This is a genomic window from Anabaena sp. UHCC 0399 (assembly GCF_034931465.1).
GTDB classification, from domain to species: domain Bacteria; phylum Cyanobacteriota; class Cyanobacteriia; order Cyanobacteriales; family Nostocaceae; genus Trichormus; species Trichormus minutissimus.
The window spans coordinates 20,810-37,523 of sequence record NZ_JAYGGZ010000028.1; the positions used below are offsets into that span (position 1 = coordinate 20,810).

At 39.9% G+C, this 16,714-nt stretch carries 13 protein-coding genes; 7 read left to right on the forward strand and 6 right to left on the reverse strand.

Annotated elements, in window-relative coordinates:
- Positions 1 to 53 precede the first annotated feature (53 nt).
- Positions 54 to 494, reverse strand: a complete 441-nt coding sequence (locus VB693_RS16115) for a hypothetical protein (RefSeq protein WP_323267145.1) — start codon at positions 492 to 494, stop codon at positions 54 to 56.
- Between the two features lie 273 nt (positions 495 to 767).
- Positions 768 to 1,730 carry a M48 family metalloprotease gene (locus VB693_RS16120; protein ID WP_323267146.1) on the reverse strand — a complete coding sequence of 321 codons (963 nt, stop codon included), beginning with the start codon at positions 1,728 to 1,730 and terminating at the stop codon, positions 768 to 770.
- 139 nt (positions 1,731 to 1,869) lie between these two features.
- Here VB693_RS16120 and VB693_RS16125 point away from each other — a divergent pair, with 139 nt between their 5' ends.
- From VB693_RS16125 to VB693_RS16135, 3 genes are all read left to right on the forward strand, one after another.
- On the forward strand, positions 1,870 to 3,438 hold the full coding sequence (locus tag VB693_RS16125; protein WP_323267147.1) for an ATP-dependent DNA helicase: 1,569 nt from the start codon (positions 1,870 to 1,872) through the stop codon (positions 3,436 to 3,438).
- A 102-nt stretch (positions 3,439 to 3,540) separates the two neighbouring features.
- Entirely contained in the window at positions 3,541 to 3,753 is a 213-nt protein-coding gene (locus VB693_RS16130) for a DUF2839 domain-containing protein (RefSeq protein WP_190702065.1), read from the forward strand.
- A gap of 827 nt (positions 3,754 to 4,580) precedes the next feature.
- Positions 4,581 to 4,925: a DUF1815 family protein gene (locus VB693_RS16135; RefSeq protein WP_323267148.1), complete on the forward strand. Its 345-nt coding sequence runs from the start codon at positions 4,581 to 4,583 to the stop codon at positions 4,923 to 4,925.
- Between the two features lie 418 nt (positions 4,926 to 5,343).
- Here the strand turns inward: VB693_RS16135 and VB693_RS16140 are convergent, their stop codons facing one another.
- Positions 5,344 to 7,383 (reverse strand): CHAT domain-containing protein, encoded by a 2,040-nt coding sequence (locus VB693_RS16140; RefSeq protein ID WP_323267149.1) that lies wholly within the window; start codon positions 7,381 to 7,383, stop codon positions 5,344 to 5,346.
- A gap of 120 nt (positions 7,384 to 7,503) precedes the next feature.
- Here VB693_RS16140 and VB693_RS16145 point away from each other — a divergent pair, with 120 nt between their 5' ends.
- Positions 7,504 to 8,004: a thioesterase family protein gene (locus VB693_RS16145; RefSeq protein ID WP_323267150.1), complete on the forward strand. Its 501-nt coding sequence runs from the start codon at positions 7,504 to 7,506 to the stop codon at positions 8,002 to 8,004.
- 46 nt (positions 8,005 to 8,050) lie between these two features.
- Here VB693_RS16145 and VB693_RS16150 read toward each other — a convergent pair whose 3' ends face one another.
- Both VB693_RS16150 and dxr read right to left on the reverse strand, forming a co-directional pair.
- Entirely contained in the window at positions 8,051 to 8,248 is a 198-nt protein-coding gene (locus tag VB693_RS16150) for a hypothetical protein (protein ID WP_323267151.1), read from the reverse strand.
- An 843-nt stretch (positions 8,249 to 9,091) separates the two neighbouring features.
- Positions 9,092 to 10,288: a 1-deoxy-D-xylulose-5-phosphate reductoisomerase gene (gene dxr, locus VB693_RS16155; RefSeq protein ID WP_323267152.1), complete on the reverse strand. Its 1,197-nt coding sequence runs from the start codon at positions 10,286 to 10,288 to the stop codon at positions 9,092 to 9,094.
- A 277-nt stretch (positions 10,289 to 10,565) separates the two neighbouring features.
- On the opposite strand from dxr, the gene VB693_RS16160 reads away from it, so the two are divergent.
- Both VB693_RS16160 and VB693_RS16165 read left to right on the forward strand, forming a co-directional pair.
- Positions 10,566 to 11,858 (forward strand): mannosyltransferase family protein, encoded by a 1,293-nt coding sequence (locus VB693_RS16160; protein ID WP_323267153.1) that lies wholly within the window; start codon positions 10,566 to 10,568, stop codon positions 11,856 to 11,858.
- 105 nt (positions 11,859 to 11,963) lie between these two features.
- A complete protein-coding gene (locus VB693_RS16165; RefSeq protein ID WP_323267154.1) occupies positions 11,964 to 13,370 on the forward strand; it encodes a DUF2079 domain-containing protein in 1,407 nt (468 codons plus the stop codon).
- 7 nt (positions 13,371 to 13,377) lie between these two features.
- On the opposite strand, the gene VB693_RS16170 is transcribed toward VB693_RS16165, so the two are convergent.
- A complete protein-coding gene (locus VB693_RS16170) occupies positions 13,378 to 14,925 on the reverse strand; it encodes a glycosyltransferase family 39 protein (RefSeq protein WP_323267155.1) in 1,548 nt (515 codons plus the stop codon).
- An 874-nt stretch (positions 14,926 to 15,799) separates the two neighbouring features.
- On the opposite strand from VB693_RS16170, the gene VB693_RS16175 reads away from it, so the two are divergent.
- On the forward strand, positions 15,800 to 16,714 hold a 915-nt coding region (locus VB693_RS16175; protein WP_323267156.1), incomplete at its 3' end, for a polysaccharide deacetylase family protein.

The window sequence follows — 16,714 nt, forward strand, 5'->3', positions numbered from 1 at the left end:
CTCCATCATACCGAAAGCGATCGCTATTTTGTAGAACCAATCGTGCTGAACTTTTAATTAGGTAGTGAATATCGAACTAAAGTTGCTTTGATTTTCAAGTTGATAAATTGTTCTATGGCTTTGATAAGGTGTTCCTGTTCTGGTTGCAAGTCTATTGCTAGCAAGGCTTGATTGAAATTATGACCAGAATGCAGTTGATGTTTGAGTTCGGTAAGTTGGGATGGAGTTAAGACAGCCGCTATTTCTTTATTACGGCGTTGCAGCATACCTTGGAGTTGTTGACGCTGCAAGGGAGTCAAATCCAGTTCAGTCAAGTTGGGGTAGTCAGTAACGATATTGCCACTAACGACATTGCCAGCAGAGTTAATAATTGTCTCAGAGGGGGTATGAAATCCAAAAGGTGCTGCCAAGGCAATACCCGGCAAGAAGAGGAAAAGGGCAAGAATCGTAGCTAATACAGATAGCGATAGCCACTTGGAAAATTTAATTGCCATGTTTAGCAGTTCCTAAGCGGAATTGGATGTTGGTTGTTTGTAATTTGTGAAATTAGGAGTCACATTTGAGATTTTCCCACTCTTGAAGGAATGATCAACCTGAAAATAATCTCTCTAATGCTGAGGCTACACTTGAGACGAAAAAAACGGAGTCTCTTAGACAACCGTTTTGTAAGGATTGGGGACTAGGAATTGGGGAAAAGAAAGCAGGGGAGCAGGGGGAGAAAAATACAGTGCCTACCTACTCACTACTCACTACTCATTACTCATTACTCAATCAGATTGTTTCCGTTTATCAATTTCTCGTTGTAATTCTTCAATTTTGCGTCGTAAAGCTTGTACTTCAGTATCTGAAGTTTGAGCATTGACATTAACTGCACCGGTAGCCGGCGATCGCTGATAATTACCTCGGCGAATTTCTTGATATTCTGATGATGTTGCCCATTGTCGTAAATATTGCACTCTCTCCACCGGGAAAGGATGAGTCAGCATCATCCCTTGTGCGCCGTTGTACATTAAGAATTTATACACTTGATTTAGTCCGTCATCATCCAGTGCCTGATAGTTCTCTGACTGTTTGATAAACTCTTTTAAACTACATTCATTGGCATATTTGTTACTACCGCCAGATAGTTTCATCATTGAAGACATCACGGTATCTAGATCATCTATCACTAACAAGGCTGCCCGGTCTGCTGACAACTCAGCTTTACGCCGCCATTCAAAAAACGCGTAAATTAAGGCTTGAGTGACGAAATTGCCAATACCAAAGGTTAATTCACCGATAACAGACGCAGCACTCATTGCCCACATCGCCATTTGAATTAAAATAGTATGACCACATTTAATATGTCCCAGTTCATGGGCTAACACCGCCCTAATTTCGGCTTCATTAAGTAAGTCTAGTATCCCTGTATTTATGACTATGTAAGGATGCTCTTGACCCAAAGCATAGCTATTTGCTTGGGGATTTTGTTCAACAAACAGTGCTGGTTCTGGATAAATATCTAAATCCCGCACACATTCACGAAACATCTGGTAGATAGTGGAATATTGACGCGGCCCGACTTGGATGGTGTTGCCCATTAGATAGACTAACTGAGGGCGTTCGTAAACAAATTCCACAAATTTACGAGCAATTAAATCAAATCCTGGTAAATTGCGTAAAGCTTGCTCGGCTTGGCGATCTAGCGGATGTCTGAAGGCTTCGCTGGAAATTCCTGTGTAAGTTGGCATAATTCAGGATGATAGTCGGTGAGTATTAACCATTGTTAGCAGTCAGTAGCAGGCAGAGGAACTAACAACCCACAACTGACAACATAATAGAAGTGGGGCTATTGGCTCAAACAGTCACTTTGTATGGGATTAAAAGCGTGTGATTGAGGCAGAAGTTCATTTGTCATTACATAACTTCCTGCGATCGCAGGCGGGTTTCCCTTCCTGGCCCCATCATTTGACGATGGCTCGGTTGGTAGCACGCGCCTTGCGCGTAGGCCGGAGTGCTTTAATTCAAGTAGGGGCGGTTTGTGGCTACCAAGGGCGGTATCGCACTAGTTTTATTGCCTCTGCTTTAATGTGGCACGGGTCTGTAATTATTGTGGCTACTGAAGCAGTACAGCAACGTCTACTGCGAGTGGAAATTCCCCGTCTACAGCAATGGCTGCAAGTTAACAAACCAATCAGAACAGGTGACGCTTGGCCTGATCCTGAGTTCCAAGGGCTACTTCTCACCTCCCCAGAAGCTTGGTTAAAAGGTCAACTAACATCTAGTGATGACTTTCCCCCAGGCATTCCGACAATTATTGATGGTGTCGATGATTTGGAAGATTGGGTACGTCATCAGCTTACCCAAACCATTCAACCCCAAGACTGGGATCAACTCATCCTTGCTTGTCCTCGTGAAGCTGATGCAGTTCGGACTGCACGGGCGGAACTCACCCACGAAATATTCCAGCATCCGGCTAATCCCTACGAATGTTATTTGATTGCTCAATCAGAAGCGGATATCTTAACTCGTCTCTGTGGAGTTTTAGAATCTGTTGAGGGTATACCAACCGTCTGGAAAGAATTTTGTCAGCAGTTCTCAAAACTCAACGATAATTCTGCCAATCTCCCCATTACTTCATCCCCGCCACTTTTTTGGTCAACTATTGCCCGTCGCCAAGGTTTATTTTCTTTACACTACGCGCCAATGGAATTAGGCAGTATTCTCGCCCCCATTTGGCAAAGGCAACCCGTGGTATTAGTTGGTAGTGCTTTAGAGCCAGAAACCGAAGCACCTCTGTTTCGGCAACGCTTGGGGTTAGATGATGTAACTTGCTTGAAGTTCGCCTCTGATAGCCAATCAGAAGCCATTCAACTGCATATTCCTTATAAGCTACCTCTCCCCAATACACCAGAATTTCAAGCGGCATTTATTCATAAAGTGCGGACACTTCTTTGTCTGAGTGCCACAGCCCCAGGATTGACGGTTTTATTGGTGGGAGATGTACCACTCAAGGCGCAATCTGGAGCAATTCTCGCCGCCGAGTTTGGTTCACGGGTACAGGTGGAAAAAACTTGTTTGGATGATAATGGTATTTTGGTGAGTGGGTGGGAGTTTTGGCGAGAACATCAAGCTGTGTTGCCTGCACCCCAATTGTTAATTATTGCAACTTTACCCCTACCATCTTTAGAGAATCCCCTGGTGGCTGGTAGGGTAGCTTACTACAAGCGATCGCATCAAGATTGGTTTCGGTTATTTCTCTTACCCACCGCATTGAATGAATTACAACGGGCAGTTGCGCCTGTACGCGAAAGCCAAGGGGTTGTGGCTTTACTAGATAGTCGTGTAGTCAACCGTAGCTATGGTTCTCAAATTCTCGCCGCCCTGAGTCCGTTGGCACGTCTGAACTATCTAGATCCAAGTTTGTTTGCTCAAGGTAATGAAGACAATTCTGTTTAGATAGTTACTGTTGAGCAATGTGAAGTTCATCTGTTTCGTAGTAACGGTAAAATACCTATTGATATTGACTGAGAACCTGCACCGAATTGTGGATTTCTGATTATGGGTGAAGCAAAGCGTCGCAAAGAAGCACTAAAAGAAGAATATGCTCAAGAGGCTCGTATCTTGTCTTGGGTTCCTATAACCAAAAAGCAAGCAGAACTATTTATGGAGTGGACGACTCGCGGCACTTGGTTCTGTATTGGCATTATAGTTTTCATCTGGGTGACTATCCGTTTTATTGGGCCGGCGTTTGGCTGGTGGCAAGTAGTTTAACAGTGAACAGTTATCAGTTATCAGTTATCAGTTAAATCTTTGGGTCTAAGCCTACGCCGATACCCCTGGTAACTGATAACTGATTTGGTCTAAGTTATTAAATTAGCTAAAACCTCTGCGTATCAGGGAGTTTACTTGATTTTTCAAGCTCGCTCTATTGACACTGATATTTATTTATAACCATCGTTAGAGTGACTAACTTCAACTCTCCCATATGATTGGCTAACAGAGTTAATGGAAAATTTGCCTACTGAAATTTGGAAGTATAAATAAATCTGATGTTGGATTTCATGCCAGATGTACACATGAGGTCATAGAGCTAGAGTGCCATGGGAACAATCACACAAGAAAACATCTTTCCTGTTTTCTCCTTTCTCTAGCCTCATATCTATAGGAGATTTGTAACGTTTACAACCAACCAAAGCTCATAATGGCTTTGTTGACGTTATCATTACTGGGATTGCATGTAAAAAGCTAATGAATGGCAATCAGTGCTTTTTCTGTGGTTGACTAATGCCAAACTTAGGTTAACCTTAGAGCGATGCCTGCGGCGGGCTACGCCTACGCTGCCAGTAACAAACTAAACAGACGGAGCTTTGTAAAGATAGTATTAATTTTACCAATTCTGCCTGCTAACCTTAACTTGCAAAGTGAATAGTTTGATACGGCAACAGATGCTGTTTTCTCTTAACCTAAGCCAAGGTAGCTAATTAACTATCTTATAATCATCTGGTAATTGTAATGAATAGTTTACAATACCAATGGATGAGAAAATCTAAAGAAAATATAAAAGAGACTCAAATGACCGTGGTGTCTGGAGGGCAAAAGTGTTTCTAAGACTAGCACATCAACATCGGCAATTCGTTCAAGACTTGGTAATGAACCTACAAGCCTTGGCAATTGTACTAGAACGGCGGGGATATCCTGCATCTTGTTACACCTGCGGCGACCAAATGAACAGTGCTTCATTTATGGTTAGCTTGGGAAATAATCACCTGATTCGGTTTTTAGTATCCGACTATGGGATCACCTGGACAGAGATGCGGGACGATCGCGAATTGATGAAATTAGAAGGTGCGGAAGCTATTAACCAGTTGCAAGAACTAGCCGATATTGTGAAGCAACCTACACAAATTATTGGTGGTAGTAAGGTTTTAGCAAAAAGAGGCTAAAAATACTTGTTCTCTTAGTGTAACTACAATTCATCTCCAATAATCGATGCTCACGTTGAGAATCGATAAAATTCTGCTTGAAAATTATTGGTTTGTGGCTTGATAGCAATTAATTAGCTAAATGCTGTGCTGTGTCTGAATTTTGAGTGCAGAATCTAGCGTAATTCATAATTTACCTACTCTCCAGGACAAAAAAGTAAAAAGCTTTATTTATATGCTTATGGGCTATTTTAGCTAGTAGCTAGTAGCTTTATTTCTGCCGCGCCATAACAGTCCCAGAGTTAGTTCTTTTAGTCAGGACTTACGCAAAAACTCTTTCAAACCCTTATTTCTCTGTGTTCTCTGCGTCTCTGTGGTTCTTTATTCCGTAATTTGTGCGTAAGTCCTATTAGTTACGAATTACGAATTACGAATTCTTTTACAAGCCATTACCAATCAAAATAAAAGATGCCCAATAGTATGGGTGATTCAAGCTACCAGTGTTAGGGGCTGAAATAGCTTTATTATTTGCCGGAAAATCACCTTTAATTAGGGCTATTTGGGCTTTTTGTAAGGCTGTAGTTTTTGTGATATCGCCTCTAGCTAGTTGATCATAAAAGGCACTCATAAGAACTTGTGTACCACCATCATCTACAGTCCAGAGTGATGCAATAGCAGATTTAGCACCCGTTCTCTGGATTTGGTAGCCGAAACCTAAAATTTCCTGACCGTTGCCTAACTTACCGCCTAAGCCAGTTTCGCAGGCACTCAACACGACTAAATCCACCCTGGGTAATGACCAAGTAGCAATATTGGTGAGATTCACGCGATCGCCATTGCCAAATAAAATAAATGAATCTTCCGGCTTCCCCACAACAAACGCCGCATGAGTCGCCAAATGGACAATTGTGTAGTCATCCATTTGCGGTACTGTAACTTCGGGACTAAAAGCTTGATCTAAAAGGGTCTTAGTTTGGGGAAAGGTAGACGCTAAAGTTTTGACTTCTATACCTGCAAATGGTAAACCGGAAAGAGCTACGTGGCGATTACCCAAGGCTACTTGATAGTTACCTTGAGTAAAAGCACCCGCTAAAATCCGTAAATCTTGTTGTCGCGGCGTGTTCAAGCTAGTCAGGCTGGCGGCGGTAATGTGATTAACATTGAACCCTTCAACTAACCATTGTTTGCCGTTATGCAAGGCCGATAAAGGAACATAGCGTAACTTACCATCGGGTGCATAGAGTATGGTTTGTGTTCCCGCCTGTTTAAGTTCTGTTTCTAGGGGTTTGATCAGCCAGTTATGCAATTGGCGTGCGGGTGTTTTAATATCCCGACTAGGATTTGTTAAGGCTTGACGGAAAGCTGTAATAGTTTGATTGAGTTTTTCATCACTAACCGCTACTGTGCGATGAATTGGCGGTGATTCTGGTGTGACTAGCACCAATTCCAAACTATCTTTGAGAACTAAGGGATAGATAATTGCAGATTTTTGCGGTAATCGGGCTAAATCATCTCTAAGGGCGTTAATACTCTCTAAATCTAAATTTTGCTGTCTAGCAGTCCGGCTGATTTGTTGTAGTTGTGCGGTGATAGCTGGACTAGTCAGAAATGTGTTAAAGTCCTCTAGTTGTTGCTGCTGCTGTGTCACCAACTCCTGGAGGCGTTGCTTTTGTTGTGGCGATCGCGCTTGGGGTGTTATTTTTCTTAATGTGTTTAATTCTTTGCCCAGTTCTACTGCATTATCTAAAGTTTGCTCTAGTTTTTGTTTAACTGCTGTTTCTCCGGGAACAATATTAATACCTTTAGCGGTGCGTTGATTACCGGGAACATTCTGGAGATATTCTTGCAGTTCCTCAACTTTGAGTAAATCAATTGCCCTTTGTGCTTCGGTTACACGTCCTTGTTTGAGCAAGTTTTCACCCAAAAGTCGGTATGTCTGAGCCACAGTGATACTATAAGCATCTGGTTGTGGTAAAGAAAAAACAGATGGTTGCAAGCGTGCCAACTCACGGTTGATCAAACAATGCTTGTAGAAAAAAATTGCTAACTCTGGTTGTTGTTGGGCTTTAAATAACTGACCAATATTGCTGTAAGTTTTGCCCAACTGCACCCTATCGCCAATTTCTCGATTAATCACTACAGCTTGCAGATAAGCTTGCAGTGCTAGGGAATACTCACCTTGATGTTGATGAACTCTACCGATATTATTGAGGGTGACAGCTTCCCAAAAGGGTGATTTTGTGGTTCTACTGCTGCTTAAAGCTTGCTGTAGCTTTGCTATTGCATCCGGTAACTGGTCTTGCTGAAATTGGGCGATCGCTTGTATATTTAATTGCTCAATAAAATATTTGTCCTTGTCGTTAGATTTTACCTGAGCATTAATAGTGACCCGTTGATTGTTTGGTTCTAATCTCCCACAACTCAGCAGGAGAAGCAACGGTAAAGCTACAATTTTAAAATACTGGAGATTAGTTTGCATAAAAAAACACTCCTTTGATTGGGGAGCGTGAATGCTAATCATTGGAATTAATATTATAATTCAATACTTTTTTATGCTATTCCAGATATCGAAAAAACCTAGTGATTGAGAAAATTGAAGATGTCTAAAGAACAATCTAGCCAAGCACAACTCCCACCCACTAGTGCGATTGAACTCCCCTCAATTAGTGAATTCAATACTTGGTTTACATATCCTGTAAGAGTTCAACCCCATCACACTGATTATGCTGGTATTGTTTGGCACGGTACTTATCTAACTTGGATGGAAGAAGCACGGGTAGAATGTTTGCGTTCGATAGGTATTGATTTTGCTGATTTAGTAGCTTTGGGCTGTGATTTACCAGTTGTAGACCTTTCTATCCGCTATCACCGTTCTATTCCTTTAGGTATGGAGGTGTTGGTAAAAACTCGTATGGCGGAAGTGACAGGTGTCCGCATCAATTGGGATTATGCGATCGTTTCCATTGATAGGCAGGAATTATATGCTACTGCCAAAGTCACCTTAGTGGGTTTAGATCGAGAAAGAGGGAAGATTATGCGTCAGTTACCCGCAAGTGTTCAGGATGCTTTCGCTAAAATTACGGCACCCAAGAATAACTGATCAAGACAAAAATATTATGCGGTAGAGATGTTAATAATTAATATCTCTACTTGCCGATGTTAATTTGTGATACCGTTTGAGCAAAATTCATAATCTGATTCCATATGTCTTGCGGCGTAATGCCAAAACCAATATTCAATAAAATGAGAATTGCTGCAATAGTTAAGGCATTAGTAATAGTTGCTTTTAATACCTTCCAAACTATGATAAATACGATCCAAGCTAAAATTAAGGTAGGAATCATATATGTTTAATTCTGTAGATTGAATGTTTTTACAAGGTTTTTAGTAAGTTCTAAGTGTTTAGTAAATTGTTGCCTACGGGACGCTAGCACGCAGCTTGCTTTGCTACCGCGAACCCCGGAGGGTTACGCATAGCGTATCACAGACAGAAGCTACGCAAACACTACAAACTTGAGTCATCACCATTACTTGCACAAATTTTCAGCAATGTGTTATTTTTAGCTATAGTGGGTATTATTTAATAAGTAAAATTTGGAGTAATCACCGCCTAATAATTATACAGTAAGCAGACACTGCCATTCCGGAATAAAAGCAGATGTTTAGACATAATTACTAAAATATTTTTATTTTTTAGTAATTATATAGAAAAATTATGAATTAACAGATATGAAAAAATTTGAGGGTGGTGTGATTTAATCACCATCCTCTATATTTTTTGCCAAATCTAATACGCTATAACGACAATACCCAGACAGTTACCAATTGATAAAAAGGTTATAAGTAGAACAACTTGAAAAAACCAAACTATGTTAAGTAATGTAAAAAACTAGAATTGAGTTCGTAGTATTCGCGTAGCGTCTCGTAGTAAGGACTTTAGTCCTTTTTTGTTCGCCGAACGTCTGTCTACGACACGCTATGCGTTGGCGTAGCGTCCCGCAGGGAACGGAGAGAACGCAGAGAGAACTAAAGTTCTTACTACAAACCTTTAATTATTTACCCGTTCTACTTATTGCATAACCCATTATTTTGCCTGATTACCGATCATAGTATTACAGCCTGGCGTATGTATAGCTACCAGTTTAAAAACAGTAAAAACATTGGTATCCGAATTTTTTGCTAGTGATTTAGCTGACCGAAATTATACGCGGGTTGGCAGCTAAATTTTTAGTCGCGGTTAACACTTCTTGTCTTGCCCATTGATCTGCTGCCAAAATGTCATCTAAAGCAGGATTTGCACAGTTATCATTTTGATGGCGATCGCACACCGATTCAATACACCGAGGAATATCTAAAAATGTAATTTTCTCTTCTAGGAATAAAGCCACTACCTGCTCATTAGCAGCATTTAACACCGCAGGCATAGAACCGCCAGCTTTACCAGCAGCATAAGCTAACCGCATACAAGGATACTTTTGATGGTCTGGTTCGCGGAAAGTAAGATTTCCCGCTTTGACTAAATCTAGTCTTTCCCAGTTAGTATAAATACGTTCTGGCCAAGACATCGCATAAAGTAGGGGTAAACGCATATCTGGCCAGCCCAATTGTGCTAGTACCGAAGTATCTTGTAGCTCAATTAGTGAGTGGATGATGCTTTGGGGATGGATAACAATATCGATATCTTCATAATCTAAGCCAAACAAGAAATGAGCTTCGATTACTTCCAACCCTTTATTCATCAAAGTGGCAGAATCAACAGTGATTTTACGTCCCATTGACCAGTTAGGATGCTTGAGAGCATCAGCAACTGTCACCTCTGCTAACCTGGCTACATCCCAATCCCGAAATGCGCCTCCAGAAGCTGTGAGTAAAATCCGTCGCAAGCCACCTTTAGGAACACCTTGGAGACACTGAAAGATAGCCGAATGCTCGGAATCAGCCGGGAGTAATTTGACACCGTGCTTTTCAACTAGGGGTAAGACTACAGGCCCACCGGCGATGAGAGTTTCTTTATTTGCTAAGGCAATATCTTTACCAGCTTCAATGGCGGCAATTGTTGGTAGCAAACCCGCACAACCCACAATACCTGTAACAACGGTTTCGGCATCACCATAGCGAGCGACTTCAATGACACCGGCTTCGCCACCAAGTAAAATTGGTTGGGGATCAAGGTCTTTCAAAGCTTCTTGGAGTGCTGGCAATTTTTCTGCGGCGGAAATCGCTGCTATACTTGGTCGGAATTGCCGAATTTGAGCCGCTAGCATTTCTACATTGCTCCCAGCCGCCAACCCCACAATCCGAAACTGATCTGGGTACTGAGTGACGATATCTAAAGTCTGAGTACCAATTGAGCCGGTAGAACCAACAAGAGTTATAGCTTTCACAATTGCTTAAGGATGTACAGATAACTCTCACTATAAATTGCTGGGGACTCATTCAGAACAGCGATCGCCATAATCCATACTGCTTTTTGGGAAGTATATTTACTAGAAAGCAACTATAAATTTAGTATAATATTAGACTAAATTTATAATAGTTAATCCTTAAAATGAGCAAACTTGAGAGTATAGAAAATTTACTGCTAATTTTAATCCATTTCAGTGTAGTATTTTACATCAAGGTATTGCCAACATAGGTAAAACAATATATTCAGACAAGCTCATGGTGACAGTTCAGATATTGCTCAGAAAAGTTTTAGGGAAAAATAATAGTTTCTTTCCCGTAGGGATGTGGTTTCTCAGTCGAGTAATTATCTGGACTACCATGTTATTGGTTACACCAAACCTGTCTGCATCATCCAATTGGCACTGGGGAATTTTTGACGCTTGGGATGGCATACATTATCGAGCGATCGCCACTACTGGATATGAATTTATCAATGATGGCAAACAACATAACTTAGCTTTCTTTCCCCTTTTTCCCTTCAGCATCAGGGTGTTAATGAAGCTAGGCTTATCCTTTGAAGTCGCAGGACTTGTGATCAATAACTTGGCATTTTTGGCAGCCCTTTACTATTTGCACTTATGGCTAAAAGAGTGTTACGGCACAAAAATTGCTCAGTGGGGTACTGCTGTGCTTTGTTGCTATCCAGCCTCAATGTTTACTGGAGTAGTTTATACTGAGGGATTATATTTATTTTTAAGCACAGCCACCTTACGGGCTTTTGATCAAAAACAATATCGCTGGATGGCACTTTGGGGCGCAATGGCAACGGCTACACGTCCTACAGGGTTAGCTTTGATACCCGCATTAATTATCGCATCAGTCAAAGAACGTAGAGGTGCGATCGCATATATTGCTAGCTTGTCCACTGCCACAGGTGTATTATTATTTAGTCTCTACTGTGCCATACGATTTCACGACCCTCTAGCCTTTATCGCTGCCCAACGCGGCTGGCGGCCTTCTTTGGGATTTGATTGGCAGGGTTGGTTAAATATGCTGATGCAAATTGCCGTAGGGGCTAAAAATTGGCATTTTGGCTGGGTAGAAAATTCATCGGGCTTTATTAACGATCCTTGGCATCCCCTAATTTTTAGTGTAATTACTGGGGGCGGTTATTGTTTATACTACTTCCGTAAATCTCTGACCTCTGCAAAGATAGTCTACGGCTTTTATGCTTTAGTTTTATTGTTGCTGATCTGGGCAAATATAGATTTAATCAATCAATTACTTAATGCTTTGATGGTTTTGGGTGGTAGTTATCTTTTGTGGTGTTGCCGTCAACAACTCACCCCAGTCACTGTCATCTATGGTTTTTGTGGTGTCGGATTGCTGTTAGCCTCTGGAGGTACTATATCCTTAAGCCGTCTTGCTTACGGCATAGTGCCTTTGAGTGTAGCAATCGGTATGTTAGTATCTCGCCATCCTCGTTTGGGATCTTTCATCTTGGGTTTATTCGTAGCATTACTTGGCAAGTTAGCTGTGGGATTTGCTCAAGAACAATGGGTGGGTTGACATTTTTTTGCCATCAAAGGTATTCAATTAGATACAAGCAAGATGAGGATTGATTAGCTGCCTCATTCTCTCCACAACTTCGTAAAAATATCGGTTTTTGGGTGCATGGAAAAACAACTACATAAGTTAAGGTCTGTTGCTTGGATGATTGGCGTGAGTACCTTAATTCTATTTACGGCTAGCAGTCTCAGACACGCTTTATTTCAATCAACAGCTTTGGATTTAGCTGTCTTTGATCAATGGGTATATCTAGCTAGTCAAGGGCTACCACCCATTTCATCATTTTTTGGATTTCATCTCATAGGAGATCATGCGGCTTTTATTTTGTATGCGATCTCACTGCTATACAAGATTCATCCTGACGTACATTGGCTATTTGCCATTCAGGCGATCGCCCTGGCAGTTGGAGTATTACCTATATACGCTTTAAGTGTACAAGCTGGCTTATCTGTTGCTTATACACGAGCAGTTTGTCTTTCTTACTTACTGTATCCGGCTTTATTTAATATCAACTTTTTTACTGATTTCCGTCCAGAGGCGATCGCAGTTCCGGCATTATTATGGGCAATGTGGGCAGGAATCGGTGGACGCACTTGGCAGTTAATTTTAGCCGTAGTTTTCGTTTTAATTTGCAAAGATATTTTGAGTTTAACCATAGTTGCTTTAGGCATTTGGCTATTTTTAGTTCCGCTCCGTCGTTGGTATGGACTTGGATGTATCTTTACTGGGGTAATTTGGTATTTAACCACAATTAGTTATCTTGTTCCCATGCTACGAGGTGGTCAAGCAGGTGGGGTTGTATTTTTTGGTTCTCTTGGTGATACCCCTACACAAATTCTTTGGAATATTATTACTAACCCTGGATTAATTTTAGGTAAGTTCTTTTTCCCTGAAACCATATTTTATTATTTTCTGCTTATCTTGCCAGTGATCATTGGATTGCATTGGCAAAAAACAATAACAATTGTGCCGGCTTTACCAATGCTACTACTTAATATTCTTTCTGATTATTGGGCGCAGCGAGATTTAATTCACCATTATTCATTGGCAATTTTCCCCTTTATTATTGTGTGGCTAGTTTACTCAATTAAGCAGTACCAACAAGAACAAAAAAGGTATTGGTTGAAACCACGTTATTTAATTATTTGGTCTATGATTGCTTTTTTGGCATTGGCTAAGTATGAGTTTTTTATCACGCGTTATCTTACAAGCCTGCCAAATCTCAACTCTCTCCATACTGCCGTGAGTTTAGTTACAACTACCGAAGGTGTTTTAACAACAGCAAAAATCGCCCCACATTTAAGCCAGCGTCAGATAATTAAACTTATAGATAGCTCGACATTAGAATCTTTTCAAGACAGTAATTTAAATTTTAAATATATACTTTTAGATTTATTTAATTTAGAACAAAAATCGGAATTTTATCCTAGTTTAGTTCAAAAAATTCAAAATAGTGCTTCATTTAAGCTGACATATCAAAAAGATAAAGTCTATTTATTTATTAAGCAATAATTATTGATCAGCTTTTAGGATAAATCAAGGTAAATTCTTCAGAATTACCAAGAATTTGGGAATTAGGTAAATTGATTGTTTGCAAAGTTGCGTTGTCTAAAAGTAAATAAGATTTATCCGCCCACATTTGTTTTAGAGTTGATGAAGATGCTGCAATAACTTGGCAATCGCAGTAAAAATCTAAACTAGGGCGGCTATAAGCAAAAGAAGTATAAATTTTTGTTTGTGGTAAAACATTGGCACGAATTAATGCAGCCACTGGTTTAACTGGGAAAGCTTCGTTTAATTCCCAAATCCAAGATTGTGAACTCATCAACATTGCTAAAACTAGATACATCCCAGCGAATAAAACTGGAATAAAATTGCGATCGCCTCTACTCACCAACCATGCGACAATACCCATACTGATAGCTAGAACAATACTCATCACTATTAACACAGGCTGAGGATCAGCTATGGCGAAGTAAACGCAACCTCCTACACCTGCAATAGACAACAAAACAAATATTACCGTCCAAATTCTGCCTTGAATATGTCGATTTTCCCAAACTTCGCTGAGTTCTGCACCAACTGCTAAAGCTAAAAATGGATACACAGGTATCACATACCAGGGGAGTTTTGTTTTCATTAGAGAAATAGTTACTAAATATACTACTGTGCCTACAAGCACCAAACACCCCCAAGTAGTATGACGCTGTTTCCCAGCTAGATAAAACCCTCCAGGTAAAAATAATAGCCAGGGAAAACCATATTTGAGTATCTCAATTAAATAGTACCAAGGACGTCCAGTATTACCATCTACAGTTTGTGTGAGTCTGTCGAAAGTTTGTGATTGCAAATTGATTTGTAAAAAACTATCGCCATAATGCTGCCATTGCGCAATATACCAAGCGATCGCAGGTATTATTCCTAATAATATTCCTATCCATAAATAAGGATTTTTCCACAAACTTAATTGTTTATTCACTAAGAGAAATAAACAGATAATTCCCCCCAATAGTAAAACTATCATTCCTTTAGTGAGTGCAATCAGTCCTAAACCAAACCCCACACCTAAAGCATAGCGTGGGTTTTTACGTGCTTTGAATAGACAAAACAGCACTAGTAAGAAAAAAGTAACTAGCGCACCATCCAGCATTGCCAACCTTCCATGACGTACCACAGGCAACATTGTCATGTAAACTAAGGCAGCAAATAAAGCTGGTAACTTAGCTGGGAAAATTAATCTTCCCAGTGAGAAAAGCAAAGGTACGCCTAAAGCCGTTAATACTGCACCAGGTAAACGTGTTGTCCATTCATTGACACCACCTAAAGAATAAGCCCAAGCTATCAGTAAATGTATCAAGGGTGGTTTGTTATGATACGGTTCTCCTACCAAAGTTGGATAAAGCCAACCCATAGAACCAAGGGGCGATCGCCAAATTTCACGGGCAACTTGTGCTATTGTTGCTTCATCCCAATCACGTAAGGGTGAGTTACCCAAGCATATTAGCCACAGCAGTATAGATAACACGCACAAGCTTAAGAGCCATTCTTTTTCTCGGAATGGACGCATATAAAACAGTCTAGATAATGTTTTTATGATTCAAACTTTAAACTTTCAGCCAGTGAATTTCAGTAATTATACGGTAACAGTATATATGTAATTTTAATATTAATAATGTAATAGCTTACATTAATTAGAGATTTCCCACATAATTTGTTAAACGACTGACTATTGAATATCTCAGTTACCTATCTTCATAGACAAAATTAAATATTTAATAACATACTTTTACAAAAAGGATGAAAAAGTATATGGATTAACTAATGCAAAAGTCTTTTCCATGAGAAACTATCCCCAGAAGAGTGCAGTCTATATGTTTGATCTGGAATCAAATTGGGCATTCAGACAACTAAAAATTTAATTTTTTCTTAAATTGGTTGCAATCCTATTAAATATTAAAATGCTCATTATTCTTGGGAGTCTACTAGATGTTCTAGCATAACAATACTAATTTCACGAGAATAAATAACATAAATATCTCATTTTATGTTGAAGACATATGTTAAGGTATGATGCTTATTTTGCCTATACGGAATTATACTTCTAGGTTAAATGTATAAAAAGTTATTAAAACACACAGATTAATTACCAAAACTAAAGGAACAAAAATTAAAGGTTTTATTCTTCATGAGTTAATCTAGCTAGTTTTCAACAGGCTCAACAATTCTCAAGAGACTATATGGATTAAGTATCCAAATTCGGATGCTATTGCGTAAATTGGCAGCTAAGACAGCTAGAATTTAATTTTTAGATTTCTGTAAATCTGTATTCAAAGTTTCAGGATTATTCAAAATTACCTGAGTATCTACATATTGGTATTGTGTTGTGTTAAAAATCACCACTTTAAGGTGATTGATGGTTAGAACCTTGGAGGAGCTAGGAAGTGGAAAACAACAAGCAGTTGCTATGGCCGCAAGGAATATTAGTTGCGCTGTTTGCTTTAAGTGTAAGTTTGAGTGTTGGTTTGATGATGTTGGTTAAACCAAATACTTCAGATGCTCAAATTAGACAAAGCCTAAATGCCAATACTCTACCTGTGCCTGCTGCCAAAATAGGAACTCAGAGGCGCATTGAAGGATTAAAAGAAATCATGCTGACAAGTTGGCAACAACAGGCACAGGTTAAGGGTTTTTCTTATGCTTTGTCGCCACACTTTCAAGGAGCAACTATTAAGTCAGCACAACTCAGTCAGGGTCAAAAAGTGATTGCCTTGACTTTTGATGATGGGCCTTGGCCTGAATCTACAGCACAAGTGCTAGATATCCTCAAACAAAACAACATCAAAGGGACATTTTTCGTTGTTGGGCAAAATATCAAGAATTATCCAGACCTACTTAAGCGCGTAGCTGCTGAAGGTCATGTAATTGGTAATCACACTTGGCATCATCGGTATCATTTCATGAATGCCCAGGTAGCTGCTTATGAAGTAGCTAATACAACAGACCTGATTTATAAAGTCGCTGGTGTAAAAACAAATTTGTTTCGACCACCTGGAGGAATCATGACCAATGGGGTGGCTAATTACGCAAGAAATAGTAAATACGCCATTATTATGTGGTCTTCTGACTCAATTGATTACTCGCAGCCTAGAGTCCCAAATTTAATTAATAATGTTTTTAGATCGGCAAAACCTGGTGGAATTGTGCTAATGCACGATGGTGGTGGGGATCGTTCCCAAACTGTACAGGCTTTACCTGGAATCATTGCCAAGTTTCGCAACCAAGGCTATAGCTTTGTAACTGTTCCAGAACTTTTAGAAATGCAAGATAAAGATCAAAAAATGATTGCTAATAAAAGA

What these genes read in the sequence shown, in the direction of transcription:
- VB693_RS16150 (WP_323267151.1), bottom strand. Translation starts at nt 8,248, where the DNA reads ATGATTCCTACCTTAATTTTAGCTTGGATCGTATTTATCATAGTTTGG.
- VB693_RS16170 (WP_323267155.1), bottom strand. Translation starts at nt 14,925, where the DNA reads ATGCGTCCATTCCGAGAAAAAGAATGGCTCTTAAGCTTGTGCGTGTTA.
- VB693_RS16140 (WP_323267149.1), bottom strand. Translation starts at nt 7,383, where the DNA reads ATGCAAACTAATCTCCAGTATTTTAAAATTGTAGCTTTACCGTTGCTT.
- VB693_RS16145 (WP_323267150.1), top strand. Translation starts at nt 7,504, where the DNA reads ATGTCTAAAGAACAATCTAGCCAAGCACAACTCCCACCCACTAGTGCG.
- VB693_RS16115 (WP_323267145.1), bottom strand. Translation starts at nt 494, where the DNA reads ATGGCAATTAAATTTTCCAAGTGGCTATCGCTATCTGTATTAGCTACG.
- VB693_RS16165 (WP_323267154.1), top strand. Translation starts at nt 11,964, where the DNA reads ATGGAAAAACAACTACATAAGTTAAGGTCTGTTGCTTGGATGATTGGC.
- VB693_RS16130 (WP_190702065.1), top strand. Translation starts at nt 3,541, where the DNA reads ATGGGTGAAGCAAAGCGTCGCAAAGAAGCACTAAAAGAAGAATATGCT.
- VB693_RS16160 (WP_323267153.1), top strand. Translation starts at nt 10,566, where the DNA reads ATGGTGACAGTTCAGATATTGCTCAGAAAAGTTTTAGGGAAAAATAAT.
- VB693_RS16120 (WP_323267146.1), bottom strand. Translation starts at nt 1,730, where the DNA reads ATGCCAACTTACACAGGAATTTCCAGCGAAGCCTTCAGACATCCGCTA.